The sequence below is a fragment of the Mucilaginibacter sp. P4_A11 genome (genome assembly GCF_056402535.1).
Genome location: NZ_JBFUHE010000005.1, coordinates 435,154 through 454,920, shown reverse-complemented (window position 1 = coordinate 454,920; position 19,767 = coordinate 435,154). Strand labels below are relative to the sequence as shown.

At 44.0% G+C, this 19,767-nt stretch carries 19 protein-coding genes; 14 read left to right on the top strand and 5 right to left on the bottom strand.

Annotation, left to right across the window (positions count from 1 at the left end):
- Window positions 1–258 precede the first annotated feature (258 nt).
- The 14 genes from AC1DUD_RS12945 (at window position 259) to AC1DUD_RS12880 (ending at window position 11,520) form a co-directional block, all read left to right on the top strand.
- A complete protein-coding gene (locus tag AC1DUD_RS12945) occupies window positions 259–1,527 on the top strand; it encodes an epoxide hydrolase family protein (protein ID WP_477375097.1) in 1,269 nt (422 codons plus the stop codon).
- A gap of 148 nt (window positions 1,528–1,675) precedes the next feature.
- Window positions 1,676–2,200: a YceI family protein gene (locus AC1DUD_RS12940; RefSeq protein ID WP_477375096.1), complete on the top strand. Its 525-nt coding sequence runs from the start codon at window positions 1,676–1,678 to the stop codon at window positions 2,198–2,200.
- A gap of 11 nt (window positions 2,201–2,211) precedes the next feature.
- A complete protein-coding gene (locus AC1DUD_RS12935; RefSeq protein ID WP_477375095.1) occupies window positions 2,212–2,430 on the top strand; it encodes a tautomerase family protein in 219 nt (72 codons plus the stop codon).
- Between the two features lie 206 nt (window positions 2,431–2,636).
- Entirely contained in the window at window positions 2,637–3,083 is a 447-nt protein-coding gene (locus tag AC1DUD_RS12930) for a nuclear transport factor 2 family protein (protein WP_477375094.1), read from the top strand.
- Window positions 3,084–3,224: 141 nt separating this feature from the next.
- Complete coding sequence (locus AC1DUD_RS12925) at window positions 3,225–4,064, top strand: SDR family NAD(P)-dependent oxidoreductase (protein ID WP_477375093.1); 840 nt, start codon at window positions 3,225–3,227, stop codon at window positions 4,062–4,064.
- Window positions 4,065–4,092: 28 nt separating this feature from the next.
- On the top strand, window positions 4,093–4,581 hold the full coding sequence (locus AC1DUD_RS12920; protein WP_477375092.1) for a cupin domain-containing protein: 489 nt from the start codon (window positions 4,093–4,095) through the stop codon (window positions 4,579–4,581).
- Between the two features lie 38 nt (window positions 4,582–4,619).
- On the top strand, window positions 4,620–5,924 hold the full coding sequence (locus AC1DUD_RS12915; protein ID WP_477375091.1) for an epoxide hydrolase family protein: 1,305 nt from the start codon (window positions 4,620–4,622) through the stop codon (window positions 5,922–5,924).
- A gap of 68 nt (window positions 5,925–5,992) precedes the next feature.
- Window positions 5,993–6,445 carry an organic hydroperoxide resistance protein gene (locus AC1DUD_RS12910; protein ID WP_477375090.1) on the top strand — a complete coding sequence of 151 codons (453 nt, stop codon included), beginning with the start codon at window positions 5,993–5,995 and terminating at the stop codon, window positions 6,443–6,445.
- 85 nt (window positions 6,446–6,530) lie between these two features.
- The gene (locus AC1DUD_RS12905) at window positions 6,531–7,589 is read left to right on the top strand and encodes an alpha/beta fold hydrolase (RefSeq protein WP_477375089.1); all 1,059 of its coding nucleotides are present in this window, start codon (window positions 6,531–6,533) and stop codon (window positions 7,587–7,589) included.
- Between the two features lie 89 nt (window positions 7,590–7,678).
- Window positions 7,679–8,209 carry a hypothetical protein gene (locus AC1DUD_RS12900; protein WP_477375088.1) on the top strand — a complete coding sequence of 177 codons (531 nt, stop codon included), beginning with the start codon at window positions 7,679–7,681 and terminating at the stop codon, window positions 8,207–8,209.
- Between the two features lie 29 nt (window positions 8,210–8,238).
- Entirely contained in the window at window positions 8,239–8,880 is a 642-nt protein-coding gene (locus AC1DUD_RS12895) for a cysteine hydrolase family protein (RefSeq protein WP_477375087.1), read from the top strand.
- A gap of 41 nt (window positions 8,881–8,921) precedes the next feature.
- Window positions 8,922–9,614, top strand: coding sequence for a type 1 glutamine amidotransferase domain-containing protein (locus AC1DUD_RS12890; protein WP_477375086.1), 693 nt, complete (start codon window positions 8,922–8,924; stop codon window positions 9,612–9,614).
- 196 nt (window positions 9,615–9,810) lie between these two features.
- Window positions 9,811–10,212, top strand: coding sequence for a GlcG/HbpS family heme-binding protein (locus AC1DUD_RS12885; RefSeq protein ID WP_477375085.1), 402 nt, complete (start codon window positions 9,811–9,813; stop codon window positions 10,210–10,212).
- 243 nt (window positions 10,213–10,455) lie between these two features.
- Entirely contained in the window at window positions 10,456–11,520 is a 1,065-nt protein-coding gene (locus AC1DUD_RS12880) for a thioredoxin family protein (RefSeq protein ID WP_477375084.1), read from the top strand.
- A gap of 167 nt (window positions 11,521–11,687) precedes the next feature.
- On the opposite strand, the gene AC1DUD_RS12875 is transcribed toward AC1DUD_RS12880, so the two are convergent.
- From AC1DUD_RS12875 to AC1DUD_RS12855, 5 genes are all read right to left on the bottom strand, one after another.
- Window positions 11,688–13,280, bottom strand: a complete 1,593-nt coding sequence (locus AC1DUD_RS12875; RefSeq protein ID WP_477375083.1) for a glycoside hydrolase family 43 protein — start codon at window positions 13,278–13,280, stop codon at window positions 11,688–11,690.
- Window positions 13,281–13,293: 13 nt separating this feature from the next.
- Entirely contained in the window at window positions 13,294–14,190 is an 897-nt protein-coding gene (locus AC1DUD_RS12870) for an AraC family transcriptional regulator (RefSeq protein WP_477375082.1), read from the bottom strand.
- 27 nt (window positions 14,191–14,217) lie between these two features.
- A complete protein-coding gene (locus tag AC1DUD_RS12865; RefSeq protein WP_477375081.1) occupies window positions 14,218–17,163 on the bottom strand; it encodes a discoidin domain-containing protein in 2,946 nt (981 codons plus the stop codon).
- Window positions 17,164–17,285: 122 nt separating this feature from the next.
- A complete protein-coding gene (locus AC1DUD_RS12860; protein ID WP_477375080.1) occupies window positions 17,286–18,515 on the bottom strand; it encodes a DUF4998 domain-containing protein in 1,230 nt (409 codons plus the stop codon).
- Between the two features lie 18 nt (window positions 18,516–18,533).
- Window positions 18,534–19,766: a DUF4959 domain-containing protein gene (locus AC1DUD_RS12855; RefSeq protein WP_477375079.1), complete on the bottom strand. Its 1,233-nt coding sequence runs from the start codon at window positions 19,764–19,766 to the stop codon at window positions 18,534–18,536.
- Window position 19,767: the final 1 nt, after the last annotated feature.

Below are 19,767 nucleotides of genomic sequence, written 5' to 3'. Positions count from 1 at the left end.
TGATTTACAGTGAGTTGTAGTTATAAAATAAAAATCTGATTTTTTTTTCAAAAAAAGAAATGTTTCATAACTTTTTGAGTAACATGAACATTACATTGCCATCACGACATTTCAGGAATAACTTTCGTGATTTGCGATATTTAAAGGTTTTGGATGCTTTTGTTTTTATGTAACTGTTTGATATGTAGTGTTTTAATCATGTGGCATGGAAATAGGTTGGTCAACAGCAAATAGAGGTAAAATAAAAACATTGAAACCATGAAAAAGACCAACCAAATCCTTGTTAGTTCAATCATTTTAAGTGCTATTGTAGCACAGGGCACATTAAGCAGTGCACAAGGCACGTCATTAGATGAGTCTATCCGCCCGTATCATATAAACATCCCTGAAAAAAAGCTTACTGACCTTAAGCGGCGTATTTTAGCAACACAATGGCCCGAACGCGAAACTGTTGATGATCAATCGCAGGGCGTTCAGCTTGCCACTATCCAGGCACTGGCGCAATACTGGGCCACAAGTTATGATTGGCGCAAATGTGAATCGAAACTGAATACTATACCTCAATTTATTACTAATATCGATGGGCTTGACATTCATTTTATACATGTCCGTTCTAAACATAAAAATGCTTTACCCATCATCATAACGCATGGCTGGCCCGGTTCAATTATCGAACAGTTGAAAATTATAGGCCCGCTTACTGACCCCACCGCCTATGGGGGCAAGGCCGAAGATGCATTTGATGTAGTGATTCCATCGCTCCCCGGATATGGTTTTTCGGGTAAACCAACTGCAACCGGCTGGGACCCGCAACATATAGCAAAGGCGTGGGTAGTATTGATGAAGAGGCTGGGATATACCCGTTTTGTTGCACAGGGTGGTGATTGGGGCAACGCTGTTACCGAACAAATGGCGCTTTTAACCCCTCCGGGGCTACTTGGTATTCATACCAATATGCCTGCCACAGTTCCTGCTGATGTTGCTAAAGCCCTTCAATACAACGAACCTCAGCCAACCGGCCTTTCTGATGATGAAAAACATGCCTGGGACCAGCTTGACTTTTTTTATAAACATGGCCTGGGATATGCCAGCGAGATGGCCAACCGGCCGCAAACACTTTACGGGATCCAGGATTCGCCTATAGGCCTTGCAGCCTGGATGCTTGACCATGATGGTGTAAGTCTCGCACTCATTACACGTGTTTTTAACGGGCAGTCTGAGGGCCTCACCAAAGAAGATATTCTTGACAACGTTACGCTTTATTGGTTAACAGGAACTGCCATCTCTTCGGCGCGTTTGTATTGGGAGAGCAAGCTTGCCTTTTTCGCTCCAAAGGGTATCACAATTCCTGTTGCTGTAAGTGCCTTTCCTGATGAGCTTTACCAGGCACCGAAAAGCTGGACAGAACGGGCGTACCCAAAATTAATCCATTACAATAAGCTCAACAAAGGTGGTCACTTTGCAGCATGGGAACAACCTCAAACATTTGCAGAGGAAATGCGGGCGTCATTTAAAACCCTGCGATAATAAATTAACAGGGAGAACCGCTTGTAATCTTATTCTCTCTGTTGTGACCTACATCACAAAAAAAAATGCCCTTCTTAATGTGATGTAGGTCACATACTTATCATCATAATACAACCGTACTTTGTTCACGTAATCAAACGAATATAAAATGGAAAATCAAAAATTTAATATCATAAGCTCCAAAAGCAATATTGATTGGGTAGGCAGAAAAGTGACAGGCCCGCATAACGGCACCATCGCCATTAAAGGCGGTAACCTCACTTTTAACGACAGTAAACTTACCGGAGGACAATTTATCATAGATACAACATCTATCAAAGCACTTGATGTTACCGACCCTACAAATAACGCGCAGTTAGTAGGTCATCTTTCTTCTGAGGATTTCTTTTCATCAGAAAAATATCCTGAAGCAACTTTTTTGGTTACCGGTGTTTCCGGTAATTATGTAGAAGGTAACCTGACTATAAAAGATATTACCCATCCTGTTTTTTTTGAAGTCGCAATAAATTTAAATAGTCACGCCGTAACTGCAACAGGCAAACTAACAATTGACCGTACCAAATACGGAATGAAATTTCGCTCGGGTAACTTCTTTAAGGATTTGGGCGACACCCTTATTTACAATGACTTTGATGTGAACGTAAGTATTACCGCTGAACCTGTTTCAGCATAAAATTAAAAACTATGCCATATATTAAAATTGAACTGACCCGTGAGGGGGTTACCCGCGAGCAGAAACAAACCCTTATAAAAGGTGTGACCGATTTAATCACCAATACCTTGAATAAAGATCCTCACTTAACTCATGTAGTGATCAGTGAAGTTGAGTTGGACGACTGGGGATATGCAGGGGAACAGGTATCAGCATTAAGAGAAAAAGGGATCACTGCCGATAGGAAGTAAAGTAACGAAAAAGCAAACCGTAATAGCTATCGGTACTTCATCTGGCATTGGTAAATAAGTACCCCCTCATTTTGAACCAAGGTAGTAATGTCATGATCGATTTTACAACCATTCACAGATTGAAACAGGCTCACGGGGCACTTTGGTGAGAGATGCTATGGCAATGGTTTCGGGAAAGGTAAAACACAATCTCAATTAAGATGAAAATGCTTGTATTAACCGCTTTTTTATCAAGCATCATGCTGGTATTAAAAGCACAAAACGCAAATAAAATGGAACCAAATCAACAAGATTCGTTAGCGATTAGCCGGGTGCTGGAAGATCATTACTTCAAAGGAATTTATGAAGGCGATACCAATATCCTGAAAAATATTTATTATCCCGGTACTCTGTTGTTCGGGGATGTAAAGGGGCAGCCATATGCTAAAACACTTGAACAATACCTCGATGGCGTAAAACACCGCCAAAGTGTAAAAGATTCGGGAAAGCCATTTAAAGGAACCATCATTTCCATTGATGTGGTCAACACTATTGCTATTGCAAAGCTCCATGTTAAAATGTACGACTTTGAGTATGAGGAGTTCCTGTCGTTTCACAAGATCGATAACAACTGGCTCATCGTTAATAAAATGCTTACTGACGTGGCCGATTAGTTATTCGTTGGCCGCGTAAAAATAAACCTGTAAATCATTAATCATAAACGTTTTTAAGGCTGGGAAATACCCGGACGGGGTACCTCATGACTGAAATTAATGAAACAGCTTAGGCATTACAAGCATAAAACACATAATGTTATGAACAGTTCAAAAGTATGGTATGTAACCGGGGCTTCCCAGGGATTGGGGCTAACCCTTGTAAAAATGCTGCTTGATAATGGCTACCGTGTGGCGGCAACCTCACGCGACGCGCATTCGCTAAGTCAAGCGGTTGGCCTTGTGGATAAAGAGCGTTTTTTGCCGCTGGCGGTTGATTTAAATAATGCCGATTGTATTGATGAATCCATACAGCAAACCCTGGCTGCATTTGGCCGGTTGGATGTGGTGGTTAATAACGCCGGTTACGGCATGGCCGGAACAGTAGAAGAGATAACAGAGCAGGATATCATAAATATTTTTAAGATAAATGTGCTGGCAACAATAAATGTGGTAAAAAGGGCTTTGCCGATAATGCGCGGCCAGGGGGCGGGCTATATTATAAATATGGGTTCGGTGGCTGGTTTTGTGGGAGCTCCTGGATGGTCGGTGTATTCGGCTACCAAAGCTGCGGTAGCGGCCTTTTCTGAAGTGCTGGCGCTTGATGTTAAAGAGTTTAATATCAATGTAACTGTTGTTGAACCCTCCGGTTTTAGAACAGGCTTTTTAACCAAAGATTCAATGGCATTTGCTGAAAGTAAAATTGATGGCTACAACGCTGTTAAAGATACAATGGAGCGCTACCTGGCGGCCAATGGCAAACAACCGGGTAACCCGGAGCGTGCCTCGGAAATATTGATCGGGTTGGCCGAAAGTGAAGAACCACCAAATCACCTTTACCTGGGGCTGGATGCTTATAAGCGTGCTTCAGAAAAATTAAAGGCCATGACAGCCGAGCTGGAATACTGGAAGGAAACCACCATATCGGCTGATTTTAAATAACATCATTTAACGCTTTAAAACAGTCATCATGAAAAACTTAAATAAGTTATCGACCTTATTAGCCGCTGTCGTTTTTTTGGGCGTGTTCAACGCATCAGCGCAGGGCGCCGCTAATAAAAAATTTGGCTCCATTTACCAGGAAAATATCAAATGGATAGCGTTTGCGGCATTCCCGCCGCAGGCCCGGTTGGCCGTACTGGTTGGTAATCCTAAACAAAATGAACCTTATGTAGTAAGGGTAAAAGTACCGGCAGGTGTGATCCTGATGCCGCACACTCACCCCGAAGACAGAATTTATACGGTTATATCCGGCGTGTTTTACATTGGCATAGGTTCAAAATTCGACGCTGCCAAATTAACTGCATATCCGCCCGGGAGCGTGATCATATTACCCGGCAACACACCGCATTTTCATTGGGCAAAATCAGGCGAATATGTAACCCAGGTTACCGCCCATGGTCCCCTTGGGATAAGTTACATCAACCCTGCCGATGATCCCCGAAATCAAAAGAAGTAAAAAAACTGGACAAAGAATTTCAATAAATCATAAAAACAATGACAACAATTAAAAATAATAAACAAGCAGTAGCCCGTGCAGCTTTTATCTGGCTTGCCGGTATATTTATCCTTTTGGCGCAGACTGGTTTTGCCCAATCAAATCCGGTCGACTCAAAATCGGCCGAGGCTATCAGGCCTTTTCATATCAATATTGCCGAAGATGATCTTACCGATCTTCACAGGCGGATTTCATCAATACGATGGCCTGATAAGGAGACTGTGTCCGACAGGACGCAGGGTGTACAGTTAAACCAGATACAGGAATTGGTAACTTATTGGGGAACTGGTTATGACTGGCGTAAAACGGAGGCAAGGCTGAATGCTTTGCCGCAATTTGTTACCAATATTGACGGGCTCGACATTCAATTTATACATGTTCGCTCAAAAAAGCCGAATGCCCTGCCCATTATCCTCACCCACGGCTGGCCGGGATCAATTTTTGAGTTGATCAAGTCAATAGGGCCGCTTACTGATCCGGAAGCTTATGGCGGCCGCGCCGAAGATGCCTTTGATGTTGTGATACCTTCAATGCCCGGCTATGGTTTTTCTGAAAGGCCAAAAACAACAGGCTGGGGCCCCGACAGGATTGCCAGCGCGTGGGATGTGCTGATGAAACGCCTGGGTTATACACGTTATGTATCGCAGGGGGGCGACTGGGGTTCGGTAGTGGCAGATGCAATGGCCCGTCAAAAACCGGCCGGTTTATTAGGTATACATGTCAACATGCCTGCAACAGTGCCACCCGAAATTGCCAAATTACTTAACAGCGGCGCACCCGCGCCCGCAGGTTTATCAGCAAAGGAAAACGCGGCATATAAATCACTTTCTTACCTGTATACTAAAGGTGCGGGCTACGCCGGGATTATGGTAACACGCCCGCAAACCCTGGGCTACGGGCTGGCCGATTCGCCCGTAGCACTTGCCGCCTTCTTTCTTGATAAGTTTAACGACTGGACCTATAGCGGAGGAGATGCGGGTAAGGTACTCACTAAGGATGAGATGCTGGACGACATTACCCTGTATTGGCTTACCAATACCGGTACTTCTTCAGCACGGCTTTACTGGGAAAATAATAACAATAACTTCAATTCGGTAGAACAAAAAACGGCCGAAATATCAATTCCTGTTGCCATAACTGTTTTTCCGGGTGAGATTTACCAGGCACCTAAAACCTGGGCCCAGCGCAGCTACCGTAACCTCATTTATTTCAATGAAGTAAATAAAGGTGGTCATTTTGCTCAATGGGAACAGCCACAGCTTTTTGCCCAAGAAATGCGTGCAGCATTTAAAAAGCTACGCTGATCAGTAATAACAACTTCGCAAAGCTATATGCTTAAATAACAAATCAACAAACTTAAAAAACAAAAACCATGGAAAAGAACAACAGCGGGGACCTACAAACAGATACCCAAATTACAAAAGTAGCATACACAGCTAAAACACACACAACAGGTGGCCGCGATGGCGGGTCATCACGTACTTCGGATGGCCGTTTAGATGTAAAACTTTCAATTCCAGGTGGCCCGGGCAACGGAACCAACCCCGAACAGCTGTTTGCAGCGGGGTGGTCCTCATGTTTTTTCAGCGCTTTGAAAATCGAGGCCGCGAAAAGGAAGTTAAGGTTTCCGGCGGAGGCCTATGTTGATGCAGAAGTAGACCTGCTCCTTACCGGCGATGCTTACTCTTTACAGGTACGTCTTAATATTAGCCTACCGGGGATAGACCGCGAAGTGGCGGAAGAGTTGGCTTTAGCCGGGCATGAGATCTGCCCATACTCAAAGGCTACGCACGGCAATATAAAGGTAGATACCATTGTTCTTTAAGAACTTGTTAAGTCTAAGAGTTTTAAACATAAACCATTCCTGATGGAGGTTTAAATATTTAATTGACACTTAAAATTAACAGCACATGTCTGAATATTTCGATTATAGCCGTCGCCATTTTTTAGGCGCCGCGGCTGTTAGCATAGTCGCCGGTCCAATTTTCATGATTGGGCCGGCAGGTGCTCAAACAAACGGGCAAAACTCACCCGCTACAACACCCAAAAAGCCAGGAAGCAGCACTTCATTTGATACAATTAAACAGATTAATGCCGGGGTTCTGAATATCGGCTATGCCGAAGCGGGGCCTGCCAATGGTAAACCTGTAATTCTATTGCATGGCTGGCCTTATGATATCTACAGCTTTGCTGATGTTGCGCCTTTGCTGGCAGTTAAGGGCTACCGGGTAATCATCCCTTACCTGCGCGGCTTTGGTACAACCCGCTTCCTTGCCGATGAAACTTTCAGGAACGGGCAGCCCGGTGCTATCGCGCTTGATATCATATCGTTAATGGACGCGCTTAAAATTGAAAAAGCCATATTGGCGGGATTTGACTGGGGCGCGCGCACTGCCGATATCATGGCAGCACTTTGGCCAGAGCGGTGTAAGGCGCTGGTTTCTGTTAGTGGTTATCTTATTGGCAGTCAGTCTGCAGGGAAAATACCGCTACCTCCGGCAGCAGAATTGCAATGGTGGTATCAGTTCTATTTCGCGACAGAACGCGGTGTTGCTGGGTATGAAAAATACCGGCACGACTTCAATAAGCTTATCTGGCGGCTCGCCTCGCCGAAATGGAACTTCGATGATGCCACCTTTGATCGATCTGCCGCGGCCTTTGATAACCCGGATCATGTTGCCATAGTCATCCACAATTACCGTTGGCGACAAGGACTTGCGCAAGGTGAGCAAAAATACGACGATATAGAGGCAAAGCTTTCTAAAAGCCCAATAATAGCTGTGCCTGCAATAACGTTGGAAGGTGACGCCAACGGCGCTCCGCATCCGCCGCCGGCTGCCTATGCAGCCAAATTTTCCGGAAAGTATTTGAATAAGATCATTGACGGGGGCATTGGGCATAACCTGCCACAGGAAGCACCAAAAGCTTTTGCTGATGCGATCATCGAGGCGGATGGTTATTCTAAATAAACTAAAATTTGATTGATGCAATAATTCTATCCTGAGAAAAACTGATGGATTACTAAAAAACAAAATATCTAATTAAAAAAACAACTAACATGGAAACTGAACAAATAATTGTTGATTCAAGCTTTTCGGCTATAATCAACGCGCCGATTGAAAAGGTCAACATACCCGAATGGTGCTTTAATCTTCCGGAAAAGGAATATCAGTCATGCTCCCCGGCCCACGTAGCCGCCGGCTTTACCACATCACCCGAAGGTAAACGTATGTCTATAAATGTAGAGGTACTGGGAGGGAGCCCTATGGTTCAGCATTATGTAGAGCAACTGGCCGAGCCTTCGCACCTGATCCTGCAATCTGTTTCAGATGTATTTACACCTACAGGCCGCGCCAATATTTTTGTGCATTGGGAACTAAGCGTAAAAAAAATTGACGATGATACCTGCGAATTCACAAACAGGGTAATCTCTAAACCAACCGATGGATTTATCACCGCCCTTGAAAAGCAGGGGATCCCTTTTGAATTGTTTAAAACCCAGCGCCAGCCGGTATCTATCTATCACAATCAAACAGAAACACCACTGTTTGCAAAAAGTATAGAACGGCACGCATTGGGAAAAAAATAATCGGACGTTAAGTTTTAAAAATCAATAAAATGGAAATCCAAACCTACCAACGGGATAAAACAGCATTGATGTTTATAGATCCCTATAATGACTTTTTATCAGAAGGCGGAAAAATATGGCCGAGAGTTAAAGAAGTAGCAGAGGCTAATGATTTATTGAATAACCTGCGAAAGATTGTTAAGGCTATTCGGGAGGCCGGGATCCAGGTGATCATTGTTCCGCATAAACGATGGGAAGCTACCGACTATCAATATTGGAAATATCCCAACCCAACGCAGGTGGCCATCATGGAGCGCCACTCATTTGCTAAAGGCACCTGGGGCGGAGAATGGCATCCCGATTTTGCTCCGCAGGAAGGAGATCTTATTGCAAAAGAACACTGGGCGCAAAGCGGCTTTGCCAATACCGACCTTGATATGATACTCAAGCAGCACGGCATTTCACATGTGATTGCTATAGGATTGCTGGCTAACACTTGTGTGGAGAGTACTTGCCGTTTTGCCATGGAACTGGGGTATCATGTTACACTGGTAAAAGATGCTACAGCAGCATTCACGCCGGCAATGATGCATGCTGCGCATATACTCAATGGCCCTACATATGCCCATGCTATGGTAACAACCAGCCAACTTGTTGAAGCGCTGCCAAATGGGAACCCTGCTAAAATATGATTGAAGGAAAATAACAAGTTTTAAACTACCAACTTAAAATTATGGAAATCAAAAAAATTCTATTTGTTGTCACATCTCATGATGAGTTGGGCGACACCGGAAAAAAAACTGGTCTTTGGATTGAGGAATTTGCGGCACCTTATTATAAGCTTCGTGATCTCGGGAAAGAAATTGTCATTGCTTCGCCCAAAGGAGGGCAGGCTCCGATAGACCCTAAAAGCGACCTGCCTGAGAATAGGACTGAGGCCACAATAAGGTATTATAACGATAAAGAAACACAGGAAAGGCTAAGTAATACGGTAAAGTTAACCACTGTTTCAGAAAGCGATTTTGACACCATTTTTTATCCCGGCGGCCATGGCCCGATGTGGGATTTGGCCGAAGACAGGGATTCAGTAAAGCTAATTGAGTCTTTTTACTCCGCCGGAAAACCCGTCGCGCTCGTTTGCCATGCACCGGCTGCTTTAAAATATGCCAGGAGACCGGATGGCCGGTGGCTGATAGAGGAGAAAAGGGTTACAGCTTTTACCAATACAGAAGAAGAAACCGCTCAGCTCACACATGTGGTGCCATTTCTGCTGGAAGATATGCTGAAACAAAGGGATGCTAAGTATTTGAAAGGGGAGGACTGGAAACCATTTGTTACCCGTGACGGCTTGCTGATTACAGGGCAAAATCCTGCTTCGTCAGTGTTAGTAGTAGATACCCTGCTTGATTACACAGAGAGGCTTTGAAAAAAATCAAAGTTTAACAGGGCAGATCAAATGAGCCCTGTTAAACTTTGGAAACACACGGATCATTTTAAAGTGCTTTTGATTTTGTTAAGTATCTGTTTGTTAATGTTTTAATTGGATCTTCTTTTTGCAATTAACCAATTTTACTTTATGATAAGCACTAAAGATCCTATAATCTCGAAATAAAAATAAAATTATGAATATATCACTTAAACAGGCGGAGACAGCTATCGAAGCTGCCAAGCAAAGAGCTATACAACTCAATACGCTGATGAATATCGCGATCGTAGATGCGGGCGTCAATTTGATTGCCTTCGCCCGTATGGATGAAGCATGGATCGGAAGTATTGACATTGCTTTGCGTAAAGCCAAAACAGCCCGGTATTTTAATATGGAAACCGGGGAGATAGGTAAATTATCGCAACCCGGAGGTAAGGTGTGGCAAATTGAACAGTCCAATGGCGGACTTATCACTTTTCCGGGCGGAGTGCCTATAAAAAATAGTGTTGGCGATATTATCGGAGCCATTGGTGTATCGGGAAGCACTGTTGAGAATGATTACGCGGTAGCCAAGGCCGGAGCTGAAGCATTGAAATAAAATCCAAAGAATGGGTTGCTAAAACTCGATGGAATATTGCTTATCCGATAGCTGCCGACGGCGGATCCGAAATTAAACAGGAGCTTGGAAGAACTGTTCTTATCTATAGAAACCACCAAACAATAATAGCTATGGAAACAAATGAACACACACTGACACCACTGAACCTGGGCATCAATTTCAATTTTCTACCGCCTGGGCTATAAACTTGGACATTAGCAATCCTACATTAATTCTTACAAAATGCGCAAACTACCCTCATCCCTCCGAACCATGTTTTTAAGCATCTCAGCCATATTATTTGCCACTGTATTTGTGGCCATCAGCCCCTTAAATCTGTCACCAAAACAGGAAGAAGGCCCCTCGCTAAATGGTGCAACAGACTGGCTTAATACCAAGCCGTTAAATCTGGCCGATCTGCACGGCAAGGTAGTGCTTATTGATTTTTGGACCTACACATGCATTAACTGGCGACGAACGTTGCCTTACGTGCATGAATGGGCATCAAAATATAAAGATCAAGGCTTGGTTGTTATCGGTGTTCATACGCCTGAGTTTTCTTTTGAACATAACCTGGAAAACATAAAAAAAGCGAGCAAAGAAATGGATATTAATTATCCGGTGGCAGTAGATTCCGATTATGAGATCTGGAGATCTTTCCAAAACAATTATTGGCCGGCGTTATACCTCATTGACGCGAAAGGAAAAATCCGCTACCAAAAATTTGGCGAAGGCGATTATCTCGAATCCGAATTAATGATTCAGCAGCTCTTAAAGGAGGTTTCGCCACGTAATGTCCCTGCTCAACCTGTGACCCTGAAACCTAATGGGTTCGAAGCTGCCGCTGATTGGGAAACCCTCAAATCACCCGAAAACTACGTTGGTTATCGCGGCACTCAAGGTTTTGCTTCTCCCGGTGGGATCATGCCCGATAAGCAAATTCTTTATGGTGTACCCGCAAGCCTGGAACTTAATCAGTGGGCGCTATCGGGCGAATGGACTATTGAAAGGGAAAAGGCCCGCTTAAATGGAAAACAGGGTAAGCTCATTTACCGGTTTCATGCCCGGGACATTAACCTCATCATGTCACCCGGTTCAAAAGCTTCAAATTTAAAGTTTCGTGTGCTTATTGACGGTACTCCTCCAGGCAACGCGCATGGTATAGATATCGATTCGAATGGAAACGGAACGGTAACCGAACCGCGGATGTATCAACTGATACGGCAACAGGGGCCAATTATTGACCACGAATTTCAAATTGAATTTTCAGCCCCCAAAGTGGAAGTTTATGATTTTACGTTCGGTTGAAAAAAATAATGGCAAATAGTCTGAGATGTATCAAATGAACCCGACCCGCCGTCAGGTTAAAGAAATTTACGAGCCATAGTAAAACTATTCAAATGATATTGAACTGATTCGGGGGCATTGGATCATCCTAATAGGAGTGCAAGGTTTAAGCTATGTAATTACCTATTCTAAAAAACATATCGGCCACCTTTCGGCCCATCATGTAAGTAACGAAACCAATCAAAAAAAGCAATGCCGCTGTTTTGTTTTATATTATACGAGAACAAAGCCGGTCGCACTGCTTTCCAGTAATTATAATTGGATAACGCGCACACATCGCCTAACTGAATAAAAGTTTTGCCGTCCAGGCTATATTGCATTATCGTATTGTGATTAAGATCGATAAGCAAGCGAAAGAAGATCATTTTCTGTTTAAGAGAGATTCCTTCTTTAAACTTGCCATTGTTATCGGCATAAACATTCAGCGTGCTATCCGTTTTGATCAAGCCAATTTCGTGAATGTAGTTGCCCAACAGGCATAAACCTGCTTTTTGGCCCGACGCCATCTCATCGGTATACAACGTTGTAGTGATTTCTCCTTTCCGGCCCATGAGTTTTTGGGTGAGGGTATTTTTAGCGTGTTTATTATCCGGCGATTGCATAGCTATAAGCGCCAAATAGCCTTTACGATTTTTTAATGACCATTTACCATCAACCGGGTTATGGTTCCATTGCCATTGCAGACCAAGAGCTGGCCTGTTAAACTCGTCGGATGTTTGCGGAGCCATTATTGCAGACTGTCTTTTTACTTTTGGTTTAGCCCAAATACTTACCGGCTCGCCAATGCCGTTGCCATCGTTATCAATGCCGATGAATGGCCAGTCGTTTTGCCATTTTGCAGGTTCAAGGTGGCAGATGCGGCCAATGGCTCCTGCATCCTGAAAATGGATGAACCAGGCTTCGCCGTTGTTCAGTTCAACTAAACCGCCTTGGTGCGGGCCGTTGGTTTTGGTTTTGCCTTGCTCCAAAACAATTTTACGTTCATAGGGGCCGTAAATACTTTTTGAGCGTAAAGCAGTTTCATAGCCAGTGCCCACTCCACCCTCCGGAATGATGATGTAGTAATACCCATTTCGCTTATATATTTTGGTGCCTTCTGCAACCGGGCCTTCATAAACGGTTTTGCCCGAATCGAGCAGTTGCTTGCCGTCGGCGCTTATTTTATGGATGATGATAGGCCCGGCACCCAAACGGCTATGACCGAGGTAGGCCTGCCCGTCAGTATCCCAAAAAGGGCAGGGGTCTTCCCAGCCGCTTACTCTTTTTACCTCTGTTAGCGTTTCCCATTTCCCGGACGGGTTAGAAGCTGTACTCATATACAGCCCCTCATCCGGCGTGCAGAAATAAACATAAAACTTACCATTATGATAACGGAGAGACGGTGCCCAACTGCCGCTTCCGTATCTGTTCATGGTATTGTACTTTTGGTCGAGATCAAGGCGATTATATACCTGCCCTATGATCTTCCAGTTTACGAGATCGGAAGATTTGAGAACAGGCATCCCCATAAAATGAAAATCCGAACAAACCATATAAAAATAATCCCCCACGCGTATCACATCCGGATCTGAATAGTCCGCATTGAGGATTGGATTTTTATAAGTTCCGTTCAACTGGTCGCCCCAGGTACCGGGCTCCCTTTGCTGGGCACTAATTTCCCTGTTAAAACCAATCAGCATCAAAATTAAAACGGCTATTTTATTTAGGCGGATTTGTATCATATATTTAAATTAATCAGGCGATGTTAGCAGGTTTACGAACCTTCTGCCTGTATTTTGAAGGCGATACGCCACTAATTTGGGTAAACAGCCTCGAAAAGTAATACTGGTCATCAAAACCTAGATCGGCGCAAATGGTTTTGATGTTACGGTTATCAAAACGCATGTACTCCGCTGCCTTTTGGATTTTGAGCGTGTTAAAATACTTGATAGGCGACATTCCAATCTCCTTCTTAAATCTGGCCGAATAATAAGCCGGTGGCAAATCCTGTTGCATGGCCAGCTCCTTTATCTCGTATTTTTGGCCAATATTATTTTTCATAAAAACAATGGATTTGCTGATAGCGTCAGCATCGCGCTCCGGTTGTTCTTTTTTTTCATAGTATACCAGCGATGTGATAAAGTGTAGCAGGTAAAAGTTCATTTTCTCTATTTCACGCTGATCATAACCCAGTTCAGGGATTCGGCAGATCTCGTCAAATACCCTGATGCGGTGCTCATCATAAGGTACCCAGTGAACGATGTGCCGCCCGTTTAAAAGCGACCGGTTATAAAGTCCGGCCGCTAAATCCCCTTTGAAATTTACCCAATATATGCTCCAGGGATCGGCAGCCGAACTTTCATAGCGGTACGGTGTTTTAGTCGGAATGATCACAAAATCATTTGACCGTAACTCATAACCAATACCCTTAAGGTTAATAGTACCTGCCCCTTCCGTACAATATATCAATGTATAATCACTGCTTCCAGTTCTTTGCCGACCGGGACTTTCAACAGCCTTCGGGAAATAGCCGGCGGCGGTTAATAACATGTTTCGGTTCATCGGGTTATCAGCCACCTGCTGTTTGATATGAGCTGGCAGCACAACCAACTTATGTTCCTTTGGCCTTTTCCCTTTCGCAGCCGTTTCCATTCTTCAACAAATTAAAACAGTATCCGGTTATTTAGTATTATTGTAAGGCTCAGCTATCAGCTTAACCTTATCCTTACCCAAAACGTCGGCATCAAATTCTATTTTTACGGTTTTGGTCTCACCCTTCAATAGGGTAAAATAGTTATCGTTCATGATAGCCGGCAAGATCTGTTCGCCGTTTGATGCCCTAACAGCTTGTACACGCACCCCAAAAGCCACTGCCTTTGATGACGATGGATTAGTTACCTGTGCAGTGATGTAATATTTACCATCGGTCTTAATCGTTTTATAGTCGGTCTTCAGATCAACTTTCGGCAGGGTATTTAGTGCAGTGTAATCTTTGCGTTTATTACCTCTCCAGTAAAAATTATCTGATACCAGTTTGCCTGTATTATCAGTTAACTTCAGTTTGATGAAATGCACGTCCGAAAGGCCTTCGCTGGCTACATCGCCCTGGTAAACCTCAAAATTATACAAAGAATAGCCCCAATAGGTGGCACGCTCAACGCCCTGCATTTTAACATAACGGGCAGTTACCTCGGGGAAGGTGATCTTCTGTTCACCCTGTCTGCCATCGGTAGTGCTGTATACATCATGCCAGTGATTGGCATCGGTTGACACCTGGATTCTGAAAGCTTTGGCATAGGCATCTTCCCAGCTCAGGCCAACGCCATTTACTACTTCTTCCTTGCCCAGGTCAATATAAACCCATTCGCCATCGCTGTAGCGGCTGGCCCAGCGTGAAGTTGGGTTGCCATCATTTATTGCCGCCGCGTCGCCGTTGGTTGATGATGAACTTACGACTTTTTTATTTTTGGCGAGATCGGCCTTGTACTGGTTAAATTTCAAATTAAATACGGCACCTGCGCTGTTGGCCGGCGCATCCACAATTTTTGACTGACTATACTGCTTAATCAATGTGCCATCTAAATTATAAACATCGGCTGATGCGGTTAAACCTTCAGTATCCTTGCGGGTGGTATTGATCACCTTAATGGCGTTGGTTACCGGGTTCCATTGAATATGCAGTGGTTCGCAGGCCTTTTTTACCCCCCAGTATGCCCCGGTCAAATCATAATAGTAATCATATGTTTGCCATACCATTGATGGATAAGCGGATTGGCTCATCCAGGTCATCAGGCCTGAGGCATCTTCGCCCATGGCATCCTGCCAGCCTTCAAACATGGCCTTGTTACTCTCTAAACTTACAAACTGGGCTTTGCGGCAAAAATCCTCAATACCTTTTGGTGCTCCATAACCATTGGTAATGCTGGCCTCATAGCTGTCTGGCCCTGCATTGAACGCCCTTGGGCCAAAAAAGTGCTGGTCCCACATTTCATTGCGCGGCCACCAGTTTTCCTTAGGCATAAACTTTTTGAAGCTTTCAAAGTTCACAAAAACGGCCGTGCCCAACTCAGTACGTAAGCCCCAGCCTTTGTTACCGCCTAAGCCGGTTGGATAAGCGGTAAAATAGTATCGTGGATCTTTAGCATCCCAGGGACCACTGCCCGTAAGGTTTTCGGCATGTGAGTTTGGCTGGTACCAGCGGTCGCCGCCATCAAATGTTGAAAGGTCTTCCTTTAGCCAGGCACTTAACGGCTGTTCAGGCCATCCCTCATTATCCGCACACCAAACGGCGATGGCAGGATGGTTCCTGAAGCGTTTTATTTTCTCAATGGCATTGGCGTTGAAAGTAGTGATGTCTGCAGGCAGGTTAGGATTCGCGTTAAGCCAGAAATCGTCCCAAACCATGATACCATACTTATCGCAGGCATCATAAAACTCCTCATCAGTAGTTGAACCAATCCAGTTGCGGATCATGTTAAAGTTCATTTCCTTATGTAGCTTCACCTTATAATCATACTCGGCCCCACGGCAGCGTAACAGGTATTCGCTCATGCCCCAGTCGCCGCCTTTTATAAATATTTTGGTGCCATTTATAGCTAAATGCAGCACATGACCAATGGTATCATAGCTATATCTTTTAATCCCGAATTTGATATTCTGCACATCTGATACTTCATCACCAACTACAACGCTTAGTTTGCAGTTGTAAAGGTTAGCCTCACCATAACCATTTGGCCACCACAATTTAGGGCTGTTGATCATCAATTGTTCAAAATCGCGCTTGTTGAGCTTTACGTCGGTAGTGCCGTTAGCGTCAACATAAACCTTTTTTTCAAACTCAATATTACCCGGCGTAATTACACCTTTTATAACGGCCGCCTGTGAATTTGAAGCATTGTTTTTTACCTCAAGGTTTACCGACAGATCTGCACGGGCATTGGTTGGCAGGTTAGCTCGGATCCATGGATCTTTAATAGTTACGTCGCCTGTATTGCTCAGGTAAACATTATCGGTGATACCCGAGTTAAGTCCTGGCACGTAAGGCATCCAATCCCAGCCGGCACTTGACACGTAGTTGGGGCTGCCCACATTGGCCAATGGTTGTTTGGGGATATAAACCAGGGCTGTAATCACATTTTTCCCTGTTCGGTTTACAGGGCCGGTTATATCAAATTTCCCGCGCTGCATAAAACCGTCAAGAGAGCCTAATAAAGTGCCATTAAGATAAATATCAGCCTTGCGGTTAACGCCACTGAAGTTGAGCCATATGACCTTTTTGGTATAGTTTACAGGAATACTAAATTCGGTACGATACCAAAAGTTACGATCGTACTTTGCTTTATCAACCTTATAAATATTATCGCCAAAGTTGGGGTCTTTCTCCAAGCCCGCGGTTACGTAAGAGGCAAATGTTGTACCGGGGACAATAGCTGTAACCCAGTCGCCTGTGTTATAACCGGCATCTTTAATTTTTGATGCGTCGGCTAAATCGGCCTGAGGTTTTACTTTCCATTGTTGCCCGGAGGAGCTGTTAAGAGATACCTCGTTGCTTTGCGCCCGGGCTTCGCTAAAAAAACATGTAACAATGACAATTAAAAATTGGCGTAAAGAGAAATGTTTAAGCATTAGGATTAAATTATTTAGAGAAGGATTTCGGGCTTGCGCCATTGAAAATTGATATCGTTGAATTTGTATTCAAGTCAATTGCTCCCCGGCATATCAGGGGAGCAATTGAAAAATGAACAAGATTATAAACTTCTGAGCTTAACACCTTTAAATTGTAAGTAAGTATATGACTGTGTGCTTACAACCCATCCAAAAGTAATGGTAGTGGTTGCAGAAAGGGTAAAGCTAAGTGTGTGTACACCACCCATGTTATTTTGATCGCCTTTATAAATTGCCAGCGGATTACCTAAATTGCTGATATCCGGCAGTGAATTGCCAACTGTAACAATTTCATTGGCGTTAAAAGTGCCGCCATAACCGGCGGTTTCAATATCCAGGGCATAGTTGCCTGAGGGCAGTGTAATGCTTTGGTAAACTTTGCCGTTGTTTACGCCATCTCCACTGTAATCTTTAGCTTCAAAATGGATACAGCCATTATTATCCCATGACCAGCCGCCGCCTTTACCGCCATCCTGGTTCAGTACATTGCTGTTATACTGCCAGTCTTTAGGTGTGCCCCATTTATTTGTGCCGTTATCTCCCCGTACAAAAGGATAGCCGGCATTCTTGATATACAGCGATGTGATATCACCTATACGCCTTACTCTTGGGAAAAGGGTAGGTGTAGCAACCGTAAAAGTATCAATAGCGCCTCTGAAAGGCAGATAGCTGGACTGGTAAGTAACATCGGTACCAAACTTAAAATCATTGATGGTTACTACCGAATCAGCAGGTTTCAACAACGTGGTTTTGGTTTCGCCTGCGTTATTGACGTAAGTAACAATGGTTTTGGTATTGATGGTTACTGAATCAAGCGTGATCTGATTAAAGTTTAATTTAACAATACCAGTGGTAATATCCACCGTGAATGGGTTATCAGCATTGTAGCCGCGGTTAAAAATACCACCTGCATAAATCGCCCCATATACCCTAACCCCGTTGATGGTTTTAGCTATGGAAATATGACCATCACTATCGATAGAGTTTACAATGAAATTATAAGTACCTTCTGTAAGGTTCGATACCAGCACTTTCACCGTATCAAGCGGGTTATGGCTGGTTGCATTAATAATTAATGAATCCTGCTTATTATTCCAGTAAACTTTATACTTAACAATTTTGGGGTCGGGGCTTGGGTTCCACACCAGTTGGGTACGTAGTTTACCTGCCCGGTAATTTGCATTGGCAATTACACCGGGGTAATATATTTCGCCGCCCTTTATCAGTTCTTTGTAATTCTCGTTCTTTTTTGAGCAGCCCCACACGGCCAGCAACAACAGCAGCCATGTTATATTTTTTATGTTGATCTTCATTTGTTTGTCGCTTAAAAATTATTGAGGGATTCCGTAAAAAGACATTTCTTCAATGTAGGTGTAATCCAAACCAAACCAGGTTTCGCTAACCACAACCCGCAGGTATTTGGCTGGGGGACTGCTAAAAGGAACATCGAAGCTTACCCCTGCATCAATAAAGGCCTGGTCGGCAGCGTTGGTTTGCCCCTGTGGCAAGCCCGATGGAGGATCAGGAAAACGGAAAGTACCCAGCACAACCCAATCGCCGCTTACTGTACCTGCAGGTTTACCACCTGGCGTAACTGCATCGGCGGGGTTATCCTTGTTTGATCCCCAAACGCTGAACACTTTCGGGTTTGCATAACCGTAGCCCCTTGGCCACATCAAAAAGTGGCTCAGTTTATAGCTTTTGCCTACACCAAATGTACCCTGTACCAGTTTTTGCACCGGCCCGATAGTGGTTTGCCATGGTGCTGCGCCGCCTACTTCCTTGGTAAAGCCATCCCATAAATAAGGAAGGATACCGCCGTAGCCTATATAAGCATCGCTTGGTGTGAGGTATTGGAAAAACTTGCTTTTATCCAGCAATTCTTCATACAAAGGAGTGAGGGTAACCAGTAAGGTATCCGAAGCGTTCCCGAACTGATCGGTAACAAAAGCACCGAATTTTGCAGGCGTAGTGCTAAAGCCTCTCACCGCGTAACTTATGGTATCGGTACTGGTAAAGTGCCTGTCTTTAATGTTGAACTTATTATCGGCAGGATCAATGGCTATTACGTTAATGCCAATAGGTCTTTTGTCTTTATTTATTGTTGATAAATGGATGCCGCCAAAATCGGCCGCTATGGTCAGGTTTTTCCTGATCAGTTGATAGTAGGGGGTATCCGGATGAACGGTGACCGTAACCGCGTCCGACTCTACGTTAGCCCTTGTCACGGCATGCAGCGTAATAGTATAATCTTTGCTGCTTTGAAAACCATCAACCCTAATGGTATCCAGAAAATAGCTGGATTTAGTTTGCCTTGTTGTTTTGCCATTGATATTATAATCGGCAACTACATAAAGCAGGTTTTGTGACGATGGTAAAGTATAGGTTAAAACCGCACCTCCGTTAAAATTACGCACTTTAACATTGGTAACTACCTCGGGCTTTGTTTTATCGGTACTTTCAGGAAGTTTATAGTTATCGCTTTTGGAACATGAAAACAAACATGTTGTTAAAAGCGCCAGCACACATAAAAAATGCACCGGCTTTATATGATTATAGCTCATA